This window comes from Pseudonocardia sp. D17 (assembly GCF_036984265.1).
Taxonomy (GTDB): domain Bacteria; phylum Actinomycetota; class Actinomycetes; order Mycobacteriales; family Pseudonocardiaceae; genus Pseudonocardia; species Pseudonocardia benzenivorans.
The window spans coordinates 28,069-46,965 of the sequence record NZ_BPRG01000122.1 but is presented as its reverse complement, the minus strand read 5'-3'; the positions used below and the strand labels follow the sequence as shown (position 1 = coordinate 46,965).

Genomic DNA, 18,897 nt, shown 5'->3' with positions numbered 1-18,897 from the left:
TGGCTCTGTGAAGCTCTGTGGCGGGTGGGGGCGGTCCGGGCTCTTCGCCGGGACCGAGGCGCTGTCGCCGGGACTCAGGCGCCGGTGACGGCCAGCTCGGCCTCGACGGCGGCCTCGAGGCGCTCGCGCAGCTCGGCGAGCGGGATCCTGCTGAGGATCTCGCCGAAGAAGCCACGGACCACCAGGCGGCGCGCGACGTCCTCGGGGATGCCGCGGCTCTGCAGGTAGAAAAGCTGCTCGTCGTCGAACCGGCCGGTGGCGCTGGCGTGGCCGGCGCCGGCGATCTCGCCGGTCTCGATCTCGAGGTTCGGCACCGAGTCGGCCCGCGCGTGCGCGGTCAGCACCAGGTTCCGGTTGAACTCGAACGTCTCGGTCTGCTCGGCGGCCGCCCGGATCAGCACGTCGCCGATCCAGACGGTGTGCGCGTCGGTGACGCCCTCCTTGCCCTGCAGCGCGTTCTTGTAGAGGACGTTCGAGCTGCAGTGCGGCGTCGAGTGGTCGACGAGCAGGCGCTGCTCGAGGTGCTGGCCGGCGTCGGCGAACCCGAGGCCGAACAGCTCCGCGGACCCGCCGGGGGCGGTGTAGGTGACGGTCGGGCTGACCCGGACCAGGTCGCCGCCGAAGGCGATGGACGTGGCGACGATCGTCGCGTCCCGGCCCAGCGCGATGTGCTGGCCGCTGACGTGGACGGCGTCGTCGGCCCACTCCTCGGTCACGATGACGACGAGCTTCGAGCCGTCGGCGACGACGAACTCGATGTTGTCGGCCAGCGCGCCGGACCCGCGACCCTCGACCACGACGGTGGCCTCGGTGTGCGGCGTGGTGCGGACCTGCAGGTGCGCGACCGCCGTGGCGCCGGCACCGGGGCCGTTCAGCGTGATCGTGACCGGTTCGGGCGTGCCGTCGAGGGTCACGACGGTCGCCTCGCGGAACGCGGACCACGCCTGCGCGGCGACGCGATCGGCAGGGACGCCGCCCTCGCCGATGCGCGCGTCGTCGCGGCCGACGGTCTCGACGGTCACGCCGGTACCCGCACCGCCCGCCGACACGTCGACCGCGGCGGTGCCGTCGAACGTCGCGGTGCCGTCGTGCAGGCCGCGCAGCCGCTTCATCGGCGTGAAGCGCCAGTTCTCCTCACGGCCGCCGGGGACCTCGAAGGCCTCGACGTCGTAGGAGGTGAACCGCTCCATCGCACCGGCGGGCGGAACCCCGCCCTGGCCGTACCGGCCGGCCTCCGCGGCGGCGGCGACAGTGTCGGGCGAACTCATCCGACCGAACCCTCCATCTGCAGCTCGATGAGCCGGTTGAGCTCCAGCGCGTACTCCATGGGCAGCTCGCGCGCGATGGGCTCGACGAACCCGCGCACGACCATCGCCATGGCCTCGTCCTCGGTCAGGCCGCGGCTCATCAGGTAGAACAGCTGGTCGTCGCTCACCTTGGAGACCGTGGCCTCGTGGCCCATCGAGACGTCGTCGGTGCGGACGTCGACGTAGGGGTAGGTGTCGGACCGGCTGATCGTGTCGACGAGCAGCGCGTCGCACTTCACCGTCGAGCGCGAGTTCTTCGCCCGCGCGTTGACCTGGACCAGGCCGCGGTAGGACGTGCGGCCACCGCCGCGGGCCACCGACTTCGAGATGATCGTCGACGACGTGTTGGGCGCCAGGTGGACCATCTTCGCGCCGGCGTCCTGGTGCTGGCCCTCGCCCGCGAACGCGATCGAGAGGACCTCGCCCTTGGCGTGCTCGCCCATGAGGAACACGGCCGGGTACTTCATGGTCACCTTGGAGCCGAGGTTGCCGTCGACCCACTCCATGGTCGCGCCCTCCTCGGCCTTGGCGCGCTTGGTGACGAGGTTGTAGACGTTGTTCGACCAGTTCTGGATCGTGGTGTAGCGGCAGCGGCCGCCCTTCTTCACGACGATCTCGACGACGGCCGAGTGCAGCGAGTCCGACTTGTAGATCGGCGCCGTGCAGCCCTCGACGTAGTGCACGTAGGCACCCTCGTCGACGATGATCAGCGTCCGCTCGAACTGGCCCATGTTCTCGGTGTTGATCCGGAAGTAGGCCTGCAGCGGGATGTCGACGTGCACGCCCGGCGGCACGTAGATGAACGACCCGCCCGACCACACGGCCGAGTTCAGCGCGGAGAACTTGTTGTCCCCCGACGGGATCACGGAGCCGAAGTACTCCCTGAACAGCTCCGGGTGCTCGCGCAGGCCGGTGTCGGTGTCCAGGAAGATGACGCCCTGCTCCTCCAGGTCCTCACGGATCTGGTGGTAGACGACCTCGGACTCGTACTGCGCGGCGACACCGGCGACCAGGCGGGCCTTCTCGGCCTCCGGGATGCCCAGCTTGTCGTAGGTGTTCTTGATGTCCGCGGGCAGGTCCTCCCAGGAGGCGGCCTGCTTCTCCGTCGAGCGGACGAAGTACTTGATGTTGTCGAAGTCGATCCCCGACAGGTCCGAACCCCAGCGCGGCATCGGCTTGCGCTCGAAGAGGTTGAGCGCCTTGAGCCGGAACTCGAGCATCCACTCGGGCTCGTTCTTCAGGCGGGAGATGTCGGCGACGACGTCGGCCGACAGGCCGCGACGTGCGGACGCCCCGGCGACGTCCGGGTCGCTCCAGCCGAAGTCGTACCGGCCGAGCGTCGCGAGCGTCTCCTCCTGCGTCAGCTGAGGCTGCACCTCAGGAGCGGTCGTCATTCGGGCTGCCTCCCTGTCGGGACCGTGGTGGTCGGCCCAGTGGTGGTCGTGAGGGCGTGATCCTCCGGCGGCACGGGCACCGTTGCCCGCGGCCCGGAGTGATCCGTACCGAGCCGCCGCAGGACGTCGGGTGCGCCCTCCAGCGGAACGTGCGTGGTGCACGCGGCGTCGCCGCGCGCGATGGTGGCCAGCCGCTGCACGTGGGTGCCGAGCAGCTGGGCGAAGGCCCTGGTCTCTGCCTCGCAGAGCTCCGGGAACTCGGCGGCCACGTGGGCCACCGGGCAGTGGTGCTGGCACAGCTGCACGCCGTGCCCGGCCTCCCGGGCCTGCGCAGCGTAGCCCCGCGCCGTGAGCAGCTTGGCCAGCGCGTCGGCCCGCGCGTCGGGCGAGGAGACGCGGCGGATCTGCTCGGCCTGCGGGCCGAGCAGCTCGAGCACCCGGTTCTCGGCGAACGCGCTCACCGCGCCGCCGCCCACCGTCTCGGCGAGGAACCGCAGCGCGCTCGCCGCGAGGTCGTCGTAGCCGTGGCCGAACCGGACCCGGCCCGCGTCGGTGAGCAGGTACTCGCGAGCGGGACGGCCCCGCCCGCGGTTGGCCCGGCGCGAGGCCTGGCGGGCCTCGGCCTCCCCGTCGGCGATCAGCGCGTCGAGGTGGCGACGCACCGCCGGCGCCGAGAGCTCCAGCTCCGCGGCGACCGCCGCCGCCGTGATCGGGCCCTGCTCGAGCAGCAGCCGCGCGACGGCCAGGCGGGTGCCCCCGTCGGCGGCGGCGCCCTGGTCGGGCCCCTGCTCGTCGACGGGCCGCTCCCCCGCATCGGGACGCCCGGCTGTTTTCACAACACCAGTGTTGCGTATTTACCCGCCACTCGGCAAAGGGGGTCGCCCGACGGGTGAGCGGCGTCACCCGCCCACCCGGTCGCTACCCTGCGACGCATGGCCGTACCGGGGCTCGAGACCTCCGGGCCCGGCGCCGTCCCGTCCTCCGGTCCGCAGCCCGCGCCGTCGCGCCCACGCGCCCGCGACCGCCGCGACCCCTCCCGGATCGCCCGCCGGTTCGGCCTGACCGGTGCCCTGCTCATGGCCTTCGGTGCGCTCGGAGCCGGCGCGCTGCCCGTCCCCAACCCGCTCAACGGCCTGCGCATCCTCGGCCTGCCGGGCCGCAACGTCACCGTCGCGATCGCCATCACCTACGCGGGCATGGGCATGCTCGTGCTCGCGTGGCTGTGGATCGGCCGGATGCTCAACGAGCGTGGCGCGGTCCACCCGGCGCCCGACCGTCGTCAGCTCGCCCGCACGGGCATCGTCTGGGCGCTGCCGCTGTGCTTCGCGCCGCCGTTGTTCTCCAAGGACGTCTACAGCTACCTCGCGCAGTCGGCGATCACCGCGCGCGGCATCGACCCGTACGTGCTGGGTCCGGCGCAGGCACTCGGCGTCGACGACCCGCTGACCCGGGCGATCCCGACGATCTGGCGCGACACCCCGGCGCCGTACGGTCCGTTGTTCCTGGGGCTGGGCCGCGGGATCACCGCGCTCTCGGGCGACGACGTCGTCCTCGGCCTGTTCCTGCACCGGGTGCTCGCGCTCGCGGGCGTCGCGCTGGTCATCTGGGCGCTGCCGAAGCTGGCCCGGCGCTGCGGCGTGGAGCCGGGGCTCGCGCTGTGGCTCGGCGCCGCCAACCCGCTGGTGCTGTTCCACCTGGTCAGCGGCATCCACAACGAGGCGCTGATGATCGGGCTGATGCTCGCGGGGCTCGAGCTGGGCCTGCGGGCGCAGACCCCGCTCGGCTGGCTCCCCGGCGCCGCGCTGATCACCGCGGGCGGGGCGGTCAAGGTGCCCGCCCTGCTCGCGCTCGGTTTCCTCGGCGTCCACCTCGCCCGCGCGCGGGGCGGGCGGGTGCGCGACGTCGCCTTCGTCGCGGCGGTGCTCGCCGCCGTTGCGGCGGTCGTCCTCGGCGCGCTGGGCTGGGTCACCGGGCTCGGGTTCGGCTGGGTGCACACCCTCGGCACCGCCAACAGCATCCGCAGCTGGATGTCGCTGTCGACCGACCTCGGCCAGCTCTCCGGGCAGCTGGGCATCCTGGCCGGGCTCGGCGACCACACCGACAGCGCGCTCACCCTCACCCGCGGCATCGGCGGCCTCGCGGGCGCGGCCCTGTGCGCGGTGCTGCTGTTCGCGACGCTGCGCGGCCGCGTCGACCCCGTCACGGGCCTGGGCGCCGGGCTCGGCGCGGTCGTGCTGCTCGGGCCCGTCGTGCATCCCTGGTACCTGCTGTGGGCGGCCATCCCGCTCGCGGCGACCCGGGGCCTGCCGCGGTACCGCAGGCTCGCGCTGGCCGCCTCGGCCGTGCTGGCGGTGATGGTGCCGCCGACGGGGGCCGACTTCGACTTCCGCGCCTACCAGCTGCCGATGGCCATCGTCGCCGGCATCGCGCTACTGGCCGTCGCCGTGCTCGTCGTCCGCGGCCGGCACCGCGCGAGCGCCGGCCCCGGCGCGGGAGATCATCACGACGCCCTCGCCGGGGCGCCCCCGGCGTCGTGACCGGCGTCGCTCCGTAGACTCACCGTTCGTGAGCTTCCCTGCCGGCGCGCCGTCGTCCGCGGCGGCCGACGCGGCCGTCACGGTGCGCGGCCTGGTCAAGCGGTACGGGCCGACCACCGCCGTCGACGGCGTCGACCTCGACGTTCCCGTCGCGAGCGTGCTGGCCCTGCTCGGGCCCAACGGCGCGGGCAAGACGACGACGGTCGAGATCTGCGAGGGCTTCCGCCGGGCGGACGCGGGCGAGGTCCGTGTCCTCGGTCTCGACCCGGCGGGCGCACCGGACGCGCTGCGGTCCCGGATCGGTGTCATGCCGCAGGGCGGCGGCGCCTACCCGGGTGTGCGCGCGGAGGAGATGCTGCGGCTCGTCGCCACCTGCGCGGCGCACCCGCTCGATGTCGGCTGGCTGATCGACGTGCTGGGCCTCGGCTCGTGCGCGCGCACCCCGTACAAGCGGCTCTCCGGCGGCCAGCAGCAGCGCCTCGCGCTGGCCTGTGCCGTCGTCGGCCGCCCCGAGCTGGTGTTCCTCGACGAGCCGACCGCGGGCATGGACCCGCAGGCGCGCCGGCTCGTGTGGGACCTGGTCGAGGCGCTGCGCCGCGACGGCGTCGCCGTGCTGCTCACCACGCACCTCATGGAAGAGGCCGAGGCGCTGGCCGACGACGTCGTCATCGTCGACCACGGCCGGGTCGTCGCCCACGGCACGCCCGCCGAGCTCACGGCCGCGGGCGACCGGCAGGAGCTGCGGTTCCGGGCCCGCGCCGGGATGGACCTCGACGAGCTCGCGGCCGCACTGCCCGCGGGCTACCACGCCGCCGAGACCGCGACCGGCCGCTACGTCGTGCAGGGCCGGATCGACCCGCCCGTGCTCTCCGCGATCACGTCGTGGTGTGCCGACCAGGGCGCACTCGCCGACGACGTGCAGATCGCGCGGCGCAGCCTCGAGGACGTCTTCCTCGACCTGACCGGACGGGAGCTGCGGTCGTGACGGGGCACCCGGGGGCCGCGCCGACCGAGCCCCGACGAGGGAGTGGGATGACCGGCCCGTTGCGGTTCGAGCCCGGCACCTTCACCGCGCGCCCCGGCCGCGGGTCGCTGCCCCGGATGCTCGCCGCCCAGTCCGGCGTCGAGCTGAAGCTCGCGCTGCGCAACGGCGAGCAGGTGCTGCTGACCCTGCTCATCCCCGTCGTGCTGCTGGTCGGACTGACCCTCGTCCACGTCATCGACCTGCCCGAGCCGCGCGTCGACGGCGTGATCGCCGGGGTGTTCGCCCTCGCGGTCATGTCGACGGCGTTCACCGGCCAGGCGATCGCGTTCGGGTTCGACCGGCGCTACGGCGTCATCCGCAGGCTCGCGGCGACCGCGCTGCCCCGCTGGCTGCTCGTCGCCGGCCGGCTCGCGGCGGTCCTGGGCACGGTCGCGGTGCAGGTCGTCGTGCTCGGGGTGATCGGCGCGCTGCTCGGCTGGCGGCCCGACGCCGGGGAGATCGGGCTGGCGCTGGTGCTCGTGCTGCTGGGCTGCGCGGCGTTCGGCGGCCTGGGCCTGCTGCTCGGCGGGACGCTGCGCGCGGAGATCGTGCTGGCCGTCGCCAACGTCATCTGGTTCGTCCTGCTGCTCGGCGGCGGGATCGTCGTCCCGCTCGACTCGCTGCCCACGGCGGTCGCCGCCGTCGCCGCGTACCTCCCGTCCGGGGCGCTGGCCGAGGGGCTGCGGATCGCGCTGGCCGGGACCGCCGGCTCGCTGACGCAGTCGGTGCTGGTCCTGGTCGCGTGGACGGTCGTCGGCGCGGCCCTCGCGGCCCGGTTCGTCCGCCTGCACTGAAGGGGGCGTCTGCTCGGGCCGGCGCCGGGGGCCGTCCGAGCTGCGCCTACCATCGGGCCGTGGCCCGTCCCTCCCTGCTCGACCGTCTCCCCGTGACCCCGCCCGCGCTGATGCGTCGGCTCGCGATCGCCGCCGTCGTCGCGCAGATCGGTATCGCGGTCACCGGGTCGGTCGTGCGGGTGACGGGGTCGGGGCTGGGCTGCCCGACGTGGCCGCAGTGCTTCCCCGGCAGCCTCGTGCCCGTCGCGCACCCCGAGACGCTGCCGCTGCACCAGTGGGTCGAGTTCGGCAACCGGATCCTGGCGATCGTGCTGGTCGTCGTGTCGGCCGCGTGCTTCCTCGCCGCGCTCGGCGCCCGGCCGCGGCGCCGCCGGCTCCTCTGGCTGGCCGCCGCGATGCCGCTGGGCGTCGTCGCGCAGGCCGTCATCGGCGGGCTGACGGTGCTGGCCGGGCTCGTCTGGTGGAGCGTGATGCCCCACTTCCTCGCCTCGATCGTGCTGGTCTGGCTCGCGGTGGAACTGGTCGCGGAGGCCCGCGACCGTGCCCCGACGCGGCCCGTGGTGCCGCGGGCGGTGCGCGCGCTGGTGATCGTGTCCACGGTCGCGCTCGGCGCGCTGCTCGTCGCCGGGACGCTCGTCACCGCGGCCGGGCCGCACGCGGGCGACGCTGCCACCCCACGGCTGGGCATCGGCGTCCCTGCGCTCGCCCAGCTGCACGCCGACCTGCTGTTCGGCTACCTGGGGCTGGTCGTCGGCCTCGGCTTCGCGCTGTGGGCCACGGGGGCCACCCCGCGGCTGCGCCGCCGCTACGGGGTCCTGGTCCTGGTCGTGCTGCTGCAGGGCGCGCTCGGCGGGATCCAATACGCCCTGGGGGTGCCCGAGGCACTCGTCTCGCTGCACGTGCTGGGTGCCGCGCTCGTGACCGCCGCCGCGGCGGCCGTGTGGACGGCCACCCGCACCCCGGTGGCGGCCGCGCCCGACGCCGCGCCCGACGCCGCGCCCGACACCTCGACCGGAACGCGCGCGGCCGACCCCGCCGGGGCCCCGACCGGTGCCGGAACCGCCGACGCGGCGTCGGCGTCCCGCCCGCTGGCCGACGCCGCGACCGGCCGCGACGAGCCCTGACCGACCGTCCGTGGCGCCACGGCCGTGGGCCGTGGCGCGGACGGGCATGATCGGCGGCACGACCCCGGCACGACCCGGACACGACGCCGTGCCGTCCTTTCCCCAGGAGGCGACAGATGCGGGCAGTTCAGGTGAGCGAGCACGGCGGCCCGGAGGTGCTCACGCTCGTCGACGTCCCCGAGCCCGAACCCGGCCCCGGTGAGCTGCTCGTCGACGTGAGCGCCGCGGGCGTCAACTTCATCGACACCTACCAGCGCAGCGGGCTCTACCCGATGGAGCTGCCCTATGTCGCCGGGATGGAGGGCGCCGGCCGGGTCCGCGCCGTCGGCGCCGGCACCGCCGGCTTCGGCGTCGGCGACCGGGTGGCCTGGACCGAGCAGCTCGGCAGCTATGCCGAGGCGGTCGTCGTCCCCGCGGACAAGGTGGTCGCGGTCCCCGACGCCGTCTCCGACGACCACGCGGTCGGCGCGCTGCTGCAGGGCATGACCGCGCACTTCCTGGTCCACGACACCTTCCCGGTCTCCCCCGGCGACACCGTGCTCGTCACCGCCGCGGCCGGCGGGGTGGGCCTGTTGCTGACCCAGATGGCCACCGCGCGGGGCGCCCGCGTCATCGGGACCGTGTCGACGGCGGAGAAGGAGGAGCTGGCCCGCGAGGCCGGCGCCGCCGAGGTGATCCGCTACACCGAGGTCGACGACCTGGCAGCGGCCGTCCGCGCGGCCACCGACGGGGAGGGCGTGGCGGCGGCGTTCGACAGCGTCGGCGCGACGACCTTCGACTCCAGCCTCGCGAGCCTGCGCCGGCGCGGGATGCTCGTGCTGTACGGGGCGGCGAGCGGGCCGGTGCCGCCCGTCGACCCGCAGCGGCTCAACGCGCAGGGCTCGGTGTTCCTCACCCGTCCCAAGCTGTTCGACCACATCGTCGGTACGGAGGCGCTGCGCGCCCGGGCCGCCGCCGTCTACGCCCAGGTGGCCGACGGGACGCTGGCGGTGCGCATCGGGCACCGGTACGCGCTGGCCGAGGCGGCGACGGCGCACACGGACCTGGAGAGCAGGCGGACGACGGGCAAGCTGCTGCTCATGCCCTGACCGGGCGGGGGTCTCCGCGACGACGGCCGCCGGCGCGCGCCGGCGGCCCCACGTCAGGAGCCGGACGTCAGAACGGCCAGCCGAACGTCGGGAGCCCGACGGCGGCGTCGACGGCGATCGCCGCGAACAGCACGCACAGGTAGATGTTCGACAGGTGGAACAGCTTCATCGGCGTGACGTCGCGGCCGGCCTTGACCGCCACGTGCATCCGGACGCTCTTGAAGACGAACCAGCCACCGCCCAGCACCGCCACGGCCGCGTAGATCCACGACGTCACGGGCAGCAGCAGCAGCGTCCACAGCGCCATCACGACGGCGTAGCCGACGATGCGCACCGAGACCTGGTCGGGCCGCGCGACGACCGGCAGCATCGGCACCCCGGCCGCCGCGTAGTCGTCGCGGTAGCGCATCGCGAGCGCCCAGAAGTGCGGCGGGGTCCAGAAGAAGATCACACCGAACATCACCAGCGCCGGCCAGCCGACCGTGCCGGTGACCGCCGCCCAGCCGATGACGACGGGCATGCATCCCGCGGCGCCGCCCCAGACGATGTTCTGCGCGGTCCGCCGCTTGAGCAGCAGCGTGTAGACGAGGACGTAGAACGCGATGGCCGCGGCCGACAGCGCTGCCGCCAGCCAGTTCGTGGTGAGCGCGAGCCACGCGGAGCTGACCGCGCCCAGCACCAGCCCGAAGATCAGCGCGTTGCGCGGCGGGACGACGCCCTTGGCCAGCGGCCGCCGCGAGGTGCGCTTCATCTTGGCGTCGATGTCGGCGTCGACGACGCAGTTCAGCGCGTGTGCGCTGGCGGCGGCCATCGCGCCGCCCACGAGCGTCGCCAGGATCAGCCAGACCGACGGCACCCCGCGCTGGGCCAGGAACATCGCCGGCACCGTGACCACGAGCAACTGTTCGATGATGCGCGTCTTGGTCAGCGCGAGGTAGGAGTCGACGACCTCGCGCGCCCGCTGCACGCGGGTCGTGCCGCGGCCGCGCCGCACGCCCGCGGTCGGCGTGCTCGCCGGGTCCGCCGGGGTCGCCGGGGCGCTCACCAGTTGGTACCTCGCTCGGTGTGGTGGGAAGGACCGGGGCAGGTCCGTCGGCAGTTCTACAGCGCGTCGATGGTAACCGGACGCATGACGGGCCGGGCCGTGGGGTAGACCGCAGACCGGTGCCGCTCCCGGCGCAGGTGACCGGCGCTACGGCGGCCGCCCGCGCCCCTCCGTGGCGATCTCCACGGGGTGTTCGCGACGACGCGCCGTCCGTCACCGTCGCGACACCACTCGGACACGTACGAGGGGTGGTCACCGTGACTAGGCTTGACCGCGACCCGGACCCGCGACCACGCGGGATCCGCACATCGAGACGACCCCAGGAGCGCACCTGTGTCAGCGACCGACGTCTCCCCCCTCCTGCGCGCCGACGTACCGGCCGACTGGACCGAGCTCGACCGCAAGGCCGTCGACACGGTCCGGGTGCTCGCCGCGGACGCCGTCCAGAAGGCCGGAAACGGTCACCCCGGCACGGCGATGAGCCTGGCACCGTTGGCGTACACGCTCTTCCAGCGCGTCATGCGGCACGATCCGTCCGATGCGGACTGGCCCGGCCGCGACCGGTTCGTGCTGTCCTGCGGCCACTCCAGCCTGACGCTCTACCTGCAGCTCTACCTGTCGGGCTACGGCCTCACCATCGACGACCTCGCGGCGCTGCGGACCTGGGGCTCCAAGACCCCCGGCCACCCCGAACACCGGCACACCCCCGGCGTCGAGATCACCACGGGGCCGCTGGGGCAGGGCCTGGCGTCGGCGGTGGGGATGGCGATGGCCGCCCGCCGCGAGCGCGGCCTGTTCGACCCGGACGCCCCCGAGGGCGCGAGCCCGTTCGACCACCAGATCTACGTCATCGCCTCCGACGGCGACATCGAGGAGGGCATCACCTCCGAGGCGTCGTCGCTGGCCGGGCGCCAGGCGCTGGGCAACCTCACCGTCGTCTACGACGACAACAAGATCTCCATCGAGGACAACACGAACATCGCGCTGTCCGAGGACACCGCGGCGCGCTACGAGGCCTACGGCTGGCACGTGCAGGTCGTCGAGGGCGGGGAGAACGTCACCGGCATCCTCGCGGCGCTGGAGGCCGCCCGCGCCGAGACGCAGCGGCCCTCGTTCATCCTGCTCCGGACGATCATCGGCTACCCGGCCCCCAACAAGATGAACACCGGCGCCGCGCACGGGGCCGCACTGGGAGCCGACGAGGTCGCGGCCGTCAAGGAGGCGCTCGGCTTCGACCCGGCGAAGAGCTTCGACGTCGACCCCGAGGCCCTCGCCCACGCCCGCGAGGTCCGCGACCGCGGCCGCCGCGCGCACGAGGAGTGGCAGAAGTCGTTCGACGACTGGTCCGCCCGCGAGCCCGAGCGCCGCAAGCTCTACGACCGGCTCGTCGCCCAGCAGCTCCCGGACGGCTGGGAGAAGGCGCTGCCGAGCTGGGAGCCCGACCCCAAGGGCATCGCCACCCGCAAGGCGTCGGGCGAGGTGCTCAACGCACTCGCCGACGTGCTGCCGGAGCTGTGGGGTGGTTCGGCCGACCTCGCCGAGAGCAACAACACGACGATGAAGGGCGCCGACTCGTTCGGCCCCAAGGACGCCGCCACCGGCATGTGGAACGCGAACCCGTACGGCCGGACGCTGCACTTCGGCATCCGCGAGCACGCGATGGGCGCCGCGCTCAACGGCATCGCGCTGCACGGCCCGACCCGGCCGTACGGCGGCACGTTCCTCGTGTTCAGCGACTACATGCGTCCGTCGGTGCGGCTCGCCGCCCTGATGAAGGCCGACCCGATCTTCGTGTGGACCCACGACTCGATCGGCCTCGGCGAGGACGGCCCCACCCACCAGCCCGTCGAGCACTTCGCGGCGTTGCGCGCCATCCCGGGCCTGGCGTTCGTCCGCCCCGGCGACGCCAACGAGACCGCCGCCGCCTGGAAGGCGACCCTCGAGCGCCGCGACGGGCCCGTCGGCCTCGCGCTGACCCGGCAGAACCTGCCGGTGCTGGAGGGCACGTCCACCGAGGGCGTCGCGCGCGGCGGGTACGTGCTGGCCAAGGAGTCCGGGGCCGACGGGCCCGCGCTGATCTTCATCGCGACGGGCTCGGAGGTCCAGATCGCCGTCGAGGCCCGCACCGTTCTCGAGGCCGAGGGCGTGCCCACCCGCGTGGTGTCGATGCCGTGCGTCGAGTGGTTCGAGGAGCAGGACGACCTCTACCGCGAGGACGTGCTGCCCGCCGCGACCCGCGCCCGGGTCTCGATCGAGGCGGGCATCGCGATGCCCTGGTACCGCTACACCGGCGACGCCGGCGAGCACGTCTCGATCGAGCACTTCGGCGCGAGCGCGGACTACCAGACGTTGTTCCGCGAGTTCGGGATCACGACCGAAGCCGCCGTCGCGGCGGCCCGCAAGAGCCTCGCGCGGGCATGACGGGCCCCGTGCCGGGACACGAGCAGAGGAGATCTTCATGAGCACCCACGAGCGGCTCGCCGGCCTCAGTGCCGCGGGCGTGTCCATCTGGCTCGACGACCTGTCCCGCGAGCGGCTGCGCAGCGGCAACCTGCGCGAGCTCATCGAGGACTGGAACGTCGTCGGCGTCACGACGAACCCGACGATCTTCGCCGGGGCCCTGGCCCACGGCGAGGCCTACGACGAGCAGGTCCGCGAGCTGGCGGCCCGCGGCGCGTCGGTCGCCGACGCCGTGCGCGAGATCACCGTCGCCGACGTGCAGCAGGCCTGCGACCTGTTCAGCGGCACGTGGGAGGCCACGGGCGGCGTCGACGGCCGGGTCTCGCTCGAGGTCGACCCGACGCTGGCCCGCGACACCGACGCCACCGTCGCCGAGGCCCTGGACCTGTGGAAGGCGGTCGACCGGCCCAACCTGCTGGTCAAGATCCCGGCCACCGAACAGGGCCTGCCCGCGATCACCCGTGCGCTGTCGGAGGGGGTCAGCGTCAACGTCACGCTGATCTTCTCCGTGGAGCGCTACCGGGCCGTCATGGAGGCCTACCTCAGCGGCCTCGAGCAGGCCGCGGCGAACGGGCACCCGCTCGCGTCGATCCGGTCGGTCGCGTCGTTCTTCGTGTCCCGGGTCGACACCGAGATCGACAAGCGGCTCGACGCGATCGGCACCGACGAGGCGAAGGCCCTGCGCGGCAAGGCGGGCGTGGCCAACTCGCGGCTGGCCTACGCCGCGTTCCAGGAGGTCTTCACCGGTGCACGGTGGGAGGCACTGAAGGCCCAGGGCGCTCACGTGCAGCGGCCGCTGTGGGCCTCGACGGGGGTCAAGAACCCCGACTACCCCGACACCCTCTACGTCTCCGAGCTGGTCGTGGCCGACACCGTCAACACGATGCCGGAGAAGACCCTCAAGGCCTTCGCCGACCACGGCGTGATCGAGGGCGACAAGGTCACCGGCACCGGCCCCCAGGCGCAGCGGGTGTTCGACGACCTGGAGCGCGTCGGCGTCGACCTGACCGACGTCTTCCTCGTCCTCGAGAACGAGGGCGTCGAGAAGTTCGACAAGTCCTGGGACGAGCTGGCCGCGACCGTGCAGCAGCAGCTGGACGCCTCCCGCTGACCGGGCGATGGCACTCCTCGACCCCGCCGACGGACCGCTCGCCGCCGACGCCGCGCTCGTCGCGGCGCGGCTGGCCGGTGAGACCGTCGCGTCACGGATCGGGGACGGTGACCCGAGCGTGTGGGGGCGCGCCGCCACCGACGCGCTCGGCTGGGCCGCCCTGCCCCGGACGTCCCGGCCGCTGCTCGGGCAGGTGGCGGGGCTGCGTGAGCGGTTCCGGGTCGACGGGGCTCGTCGCGTGGTGCTCGTCACCGCGCCCGGGCTCGCGCACGGCGCCGACCTGCTCGCGCGGGCCGCGGGTGCGCCGCTGACGGTCCTCGACTCGGCCGATCCGGGCGCGGTCGCCGACGCGCTGGCCGGGGACATGGCGACGACCGTGCTGGTCGTCGTCGACCCGATGGGCGATCCGGACGGCCCCGCGGCGGCGGTGGCCCGGGTGCTGGCCGACGCGATCCGCGAGGAGGGCGTCGAGCCCGCGGGGCGCACCGTCGCCGTCACCGAGCCGGGGTCTCCGCTCGACGGCCCGGCCCGCGCGGCCGGGGCCACGGTCGTGACGTGCGAGCGCGACGTCCCGGCCCGCTTCGGCACCCTCGGCGCCGCGGGGCTGGTCGCCGCCGGGCTCGCGGGCGCCGACCTCGAGGAGATCCTCGCCGACGCGGCCGGCGCGGTGGACGCGGTCGTCGCGGACGCGGCCGAGAACCCCGCGCTGGAGCTTGCCGGCCTGCTGACGGCAGGGTCCGGGCCCCTGCGCATCGCGGCCGGCACCGGGCCGGACGGGCTGGCCGGGTGGGTCGAGCACCTCGTCGGCGGGTCGACCGGCGGGCTCGGACCGTTGCCGCTGGTCGGCGACCCGTGGCCCGGTGCGGGCGGCAGCGGGCGGGTGCTGTCCCTGCTGCGCGACGAGACGTTCTTCGCCACCCGCGGCGGCGTCGGCGCGCAGGTCGTGCTCTGGCAGCACGCCGTCGCCGTCGCGGCCCGGGTGCTGGGCGCCGACCCGTTCGCGGGCGGGATCGCCCCGGCCCTGGCCGAGGGCACCCCGGCGGCGCTGCCGTGCGTCGGGGTCGACGGGGACGTCGAGATCAGGGCGGCGGGCGACTGGCTGCCCGACGGCACCACCAGCGTGGCCGACGCGCTGCGGGCCCTCGCGGCCCGCGCCGAGGGCACGCTCGCCGTCGAGGCCTGGCTCGACCCGGTGGACGACGCCTCGGCCGCCGTGCTGCGCCCCGAGCTGGCCCGTCGGACCGGGCTGCTCACCACGTTCGGCTGGGCACCCCGGGGGCACGACGGGCTGGGCCGCCACCATCGCGACGCGCCGGGCGCCGCGTTCTGCGTCGTCACCGGCGAGAGCGAGCATGATCGTGCGGTGCCGGGCGGTGGGACCCTCGCCGACCTGGTCGCGGCCCAGGTCGGTGCCGACGCCGCCGACCTGGTCGCCCGCGGCCGACCGGTGCTCGGCCTGCACCTGCGCGACCGGCTCGGCGGGCTCGTCACGGTCGCGCGCGCCGTCGAACAGCTGTGAGGATCATCGACGACCACACCGGCACCCGCCGCGACACCCATCCGGCCCCGGGCCGGCGAACCGCCTCGGATGCGAGGAGAACGGGGATGACACCGATGCCGACGGGCAGAACCGCCGGTCAACTGGCGGACGGCTGGACCAACCCACTGCGCGACCCCCGCGACAAGCGGCTCCCCCGCATCGCCGGCCCCTGCGGACTGGTGATCTTCGGTGTCACGGGCGACCTGTCCCGAAAGAAGCTCATGCCGGCGATCTACGACCTCGCCAACCGCGGGCTGCTGCCACCGGGCTTCGCACTCGTCGGGTTCGCGCGGCGCGACTGGGCCGCCGACGACTTCGGCGACGTCGTGCTCAAGGCGGTGCGCGAGCATGCCCGCACCCCGTTCCGGCAGGAGGTGTGGGACAAGCTCGCCGAGGGCTTCCGCTTCGTGCAGGGCAGCTTCGACGACGACCACGCGTTCGACCAGCTCGCCCGCACCCTGCACGATCTCGACCGGGTCCGCGGCACCGGCGGCAACCACGCCTTCTACCTCTCGATCCCGCCCTCGGCGTTCCCCGTCGTCTGCAAGCAGCTGGCGCGCTCGGGGCTGTCGGCGCAGGACGGCGACCAGTGGCGCCGCGTCGTCATCGAGAAGCCGTTCGGGCACGACCTGGGCTCGGCGATCGAGCTCAACGAGATCGTCAACGAGGTGTTCCCCGAGGACTCGGTGTTCCGCATCGACCACTACCTCGGCAAGGAGACCGTCCAGAACGTCCTGGCGCTGCGCTTCGCCAACCAGCTGTTCGAGCCCATCTGGAACAGCCACTACGTCGACCACGTGCAGATCACCATGGCCGAGGACATCGGCCTCGGCGGGCGCGCCGGCTACTACGACGGCATCGGGGCCGCCCGCGACGTCATCCAGAACCACCTGCTGCAGCTGCTCGCGTTCACGGCGATGGAGGAGCCGGTCTCCTTCTCCTCCGACGAGCTGCGGGCCGAGAAGATCAAGGTGCTCAACGCGACGCGCCTCGTCGGCCCGCTCGAGGAGACCACCGCGCGCGGCCAGTACACCGGCGGGTGGCAGGGCGGGGAGAAGGTCGTCGGGCTCAAGGAGGAGGAGGGCTACGACCCCGAGTCGCGCACCGAGACCTTCGCCGCGATCACCGTCGAGGTCGACACCCGCCGCTGGGCGGGCGTGCCGTTCTACCTGCGCACGGGCAAGCGGCTGGGTCGTCGCGTCACCGAGATCGCGGTGATCTTCAAGCGGGCCCCGCACCTACCGTTCGACGCGACGATGACCGAGGAGCTCGGGCAGAACGCACTGGTCGTGCGGGTGCAGCCCGACGAGGGCGTCACGATGCGGTTCGGGTCCAAGGTGCCGGGCAGCCAGATGGAGGTCCGCGACGTCACGATGGACTTCGGCTACGGCACCGCCTTCACCGAGGCCTCCCCCGAGGCGTACGAGCGGCTGATCCTCGACGTGCTGCTCGGCGAACCCTCGCTGTTCCCGGTGAACCAGGAGGTCGAGCGCTCCTGGCAGATCCTCGACCCCGTCCTCGAGGCGTGGGCAGCCCGCGAGGACGGCCCCGACCCTTACCCCGCCGGCAGCTGGGGCCCGGACTCCGCCAACCGCATGCTCGCCCGCACCGGACGCACCTGGCGGCGGCCGTGACCGTCCCACCCTCCACGAGGAGCCCGCGATGATCGTCGATCTGCCGTCGAGCACCACCTCGGCGGTCAACCGCAAGCTCGTCGAGCTCCGCGAGGCCGGCGGCGTCATGGCGCTCGGCCGGGTGCTGACCCTCGTCATCGTCACCGACGACGGCGGGTCCGCCGAGCAGGCCATCGAGGCCGCCAACGCCGCGAGCCGCGAGCACCCGTGCCGCGTCCTCGTCATCGCCCGCGGCTCCCGGCAGGCCGCGGCCCGCCTCGACGCCCAGATCCGCGTCGGCGGCGACGCGGGTGCGAGCGAGGTCGTCGTCCTGCGCGGCTACGGCCCGCTCGCCTCCGAGGACGCCGGCGCCGGCATGGTCGTGCCGCTGCTGCTGCCCGACGCGCCCGTCGTCGCCTGGTGGCCCGCCGACGCCCCGGCCGTCCCCTCCGACGACCCGATCGGCAGGCTCGCCCAGCGTCGCATCACCGACGCGCTCTCGGCCCGCAACCCGACGAAGGCCTTCGAGCAGCGCCGGTCCGGGCACGTCGCCGGCGACAGCGACCTCACCTGGACCCGGCTCACGCACTGGCGTGCGCTGCTCGCGACGGCCCTCGACAACCCGCCGCACGAGCCCGTCACCGGTGCCGTCGTCGCCGGCGAGGCCGTGTCGCCCTCGACCGACCTGCTGGCCGGCTGGCTCGCCGTCCGGCTCGGGGTGAAGGTCAAGCGCTCGCCCTCGACCGCGGGCGGCGGCGGGATGTCGTCGGTGCAGCTCGCACGCCGCTCCGGCAGTATCGAGCTGCTGCGGCCCGACGGTCGCACCGCGACGTTGCGCCAGCCCGGGCAGCCCGACCGGATGATCGTGCTCAGCCGCCGCGGGGTCCCCGACTGCCTGGCCGAGGAGCTGCGCAGGCTCGACCCCGACGAGATCTACGGCGAGGCGCTCGCCGGGATCGGGCTGGTCTCGCGGGGCCGCTCGCCCGTCAACCTCGTCCCCTGACCGTCCCCGCACCCCGTCCTCACCCGTCGCGCGCGAGAGGGAGTCCCCATGGCGTCCGAACCGGACATCGTCGTCCACCGCAGTCCCGACGTGCTGGCCGCCGCGGTCGCGGCCCGCCTCGTGACCCGGCTGGTCGACCTGCAGTCCGCCGGCCGGGTGCCGCGGCTCGGGCTCACCGGCGGCGGGATCGGGATCGCGCTGCTCGAGCAGCTGCGCACCGGTCCGGCCCGCGACGCCGTCGACTGGTCACAGGTGGAGTTCTTCTGGGGCGACGAGCGGTTCCTGCCCCGCGGGCACGCCGACCGCAACGAGACCCAGGCCCGCGAGGCGCTGCTCGACCACGTCGCCGTCGACCCGGCCAAGATCTTCGCCATGGGCGCCGACACCGGTACCGGGCCGGCGGGCGCCGAGGACGCCGCCCAGGCCTACGCCGACATGCTGGCGAGCCGGGCCGCCCCCGAGGACCACGGTCCGATGCCGACGCTCGACGTCCTGCTCCTGGGCATGGGTCCCGAGGGGCACACCGCGTCGATCTTCCCGCACTCCCCCGCCGTCTACGAGACCGAACGCACCGTCGTCGCGGTGCACAACTGCCCCAAGCCCCCACCCACCCGCGTCTCGCTGACGCTGCCCGCGATCCGCAGCGCGGACCAGGTCTGGGTGGTGACGACGGGCGAGCCGAAGGCCGCCGCGGTCGCGATGGCCCTGACCGGTGCCGGGGAGGTCGCGATCCCGGTCGCCGGGGTCCGCGGCCGCAGCCGGACGCGGTGGCTGCTCGACCGGGCCGCCGCCTCGAAGCTGCCGCGCGACCTCGTCCCGCCGATCGCCTGACGGTCCGGCGCGCGCGGTGTTCCCAT

At 74.2% G+C, this 18,897-nt stretch carries 15 protein-coding genes; 11 read left to right on the top strand and 4 right to left on the bottom strand.

The window, feature by feature from the left end; translation table 11 throughout:
- Positions 1-74 precede the first annotated feature (74 nt).
- The 3 genes from PSD17_RS19630 to PSD17_RS19620 are packed head-to-tail and all read right to left on the bottom strand — an operon-like array spanning position 75 to position 3,537.
- The gene (locus PSD17_RS19630; RefSeq protein WP_013675506.1) at positions 75-1,268 is read right to left on the bottom strand and encodes a SufD family Fe-S cluster assembly protein; all 1,194 of its coding nucleotides are present in this window, start codon (positions 1,266-1,268) and stop codon (positions 75-77) included.
- Positions 1,265-2,701 (bottom strand): Fe-S cluster assembly protein SufB, encoded by a 1,437-nt coding sequence (sufB, locus tag PSD17_RS19625; RefSeq protein ID WP_013675507.1) that lies wholly within the window; start codon positions 2,699-2,701, stop codon positions 1,265-1,267. The genes PSD17_RS19630 and sufB overlap by 4 nt, the downstream gene beginning before the upstream one ends.
- A complete protein-coding gene (locus PSD17_RS19620; protein WP_013675508.1) occupies positions 2,698-3,537 on the bottom strand; it encodes a helix-turn-helix transcriptional regulator in 840 nt (279 codons plus the stop codon). Before PSD17_RS19620 ends, sufB begins: the two co-directional genes overlap by 4 nt.
- A 96-nt stretch (positions 3,538-3,633) precedes the next feature.
- On the opposite strand from PSD17_RS19620, the gene mptB reads away from it, so the two are divergent.
- The 5 genes from mptB to PSD17_RS19595 all read left to right on the top strand — a co-directional run bounded on the left by mptB (position 3,634) and on the right by PSD17_RS19595 (position 9,268).
- A complete protein-coding gene (gene mptB, locus PSD17_RS19615; protein ID WP_013675509.1) occupies positions 3,634-5,238 on the top strand; it encodes a polyprenol phosphomannose-dependent alpha 1,6 mannosyltransferase MptB in 1,605 nt (534 codons plus the stop codon).
- A 28-nt stretch (positions 5,239-5,266) separates the two neighbouring features.
- Positions 5,267-6,223: an ABC transporter ATP-binding protein gene (locus PSD17_RS19610; RefSeq protein ID WP_013675510.1), complete on the top strand. Its 957-nt coding sequence runs from the start codon at positions 5,267-5,269 to the stop codon at positions 6,221-6,223.
- A 47-nt stretch (positions 6,224-6,270) separates the two neighbouring features.
- A complete protein-coding gene (locus PSD17_RS19605) occupies positions 6,271-7,056 on the top strand; it encodes an ABC transporter permease (protein ID WP_013675511.1) in 786 nt (261 codons plus the stop codon).
- Positions 7,057-7,115: 59 nt separating this feature from the next.
- Positions 7,116-8,180, top strand: coding sequence for a COX15/CtaA family protein (locus PSD17_RS19600; RefSeq protein WP_339124049.1), 1,065 nt, complete (start codon positions 7,116-7,118; stop codon positions 8,178-8,180).
- Positions 8,181-8,296: 116 nt separating this feature from the next.
- Positions 8,297-9,268, top strand: a complete 972-nt coding sequence (locus PSD17_RS19595) for a quinone oxidoreductase family protein (RefSeq protein WP_103381972.1) — start codon at positions 8,297-8,299, stop codon at positions 9,266-9,268.
- Between the two features lie 67 nt (positions 9,269-9,335).
- On the opposite strand, the gene PSD17_RS19590 is transcribed toward PSD17_RS19595, so the two are convergent.
- On the bottom strand, positions 9,336-10,262 hold the full coding sequence (locus PSD17_RS19590) for a heme o synthase (protein ID WP_103381984.1): 927 nt from the start codon (positions 10,260-10,262) through the stop codon (positions 9,336-9,338).
- Between the two features lie 384 nt (positions 10,263-10,646).
- Between PSD17_RS19590 and tkt the strand changes: the two genes are divergently transcribed.
- The 6 genes from tkt to pgl all read left to right on the top strand — a co-directional run bounded on the left by tkt (position 10,647) and on the right by pgl (position 18,871).
- Complete coding sequence (tkt, locus tag PSD17_RS19585) at positions 10,647-12,734, top strand: transketolase (RefSeq protein WP_013675515.1); 2,088 nt, start codon at positions 10,647-10,649, stop codon at positions 12,732-12,734.
- Positions 12,735-12,771: 37 nt separating this feature from the next.
- Entirely contained in the window at positions 12,772-13,884 is a 1,113-nt protein-coding gene (gene tal, locus PSD17_RS19580; RefSeq protein ID WP_339124048.1) for a transaldolase, read from the top strand.
- Positions 13,885-13,891: 7 nt separating this feature from the next.
- Positions 13,892-15,403 carry a glucose-6-phosphate isomerase gene (locus PSD17_RS19575; protein ID WP_339124047.1) on the top strand — a complete coding sequence of 504 codons (1,512 nt, stop codon included), beginning with the start codon at positions 13,892-13,894 and terminating at the stop codon, positions 15,401-15,403.
- An 86-nt stretch (positions 15,404-15,489) separates the two neighbouring features.
- A complete protein-coding gene (zwf, locus tag PSD17_RS19570; RefSeq protein WP_013675518.1) occupies positions 15,490-17,058 on the top strand; it encodes a glucose-6-phosphate dehydrogenase in 1,569 nt (522 codons plus the stop codon).
- A gap of 28 nt (positions 17,059-17,086) precedes the next feature.
- Positions 17,087-18,040, top strand: coding sequence for a glucose-6-phosphate dehydrogenase assembly protein OpcA (opcA, locus tag PSD17_RS19565; protein WP_013675519.1), 954 nt, complete (start codon positions 17,087-17,089; stop codon positions 18,038-18,040).
- 48 nt (positions 18,041-18,088) lie between these two features.
- Positions 18,089-18,871, top strand: coding sequence for a 6-phosphogluconolactonase (pgl, locus tag PSD17_RS19560; RefSeq protein WP_013675520.1), 783 nt, complete (start codon positions 18,089-18,091; stop codon positions 18,869-18,871).
- Positions 18,872-18,897 lie beyond the last annotated feature (26 nt).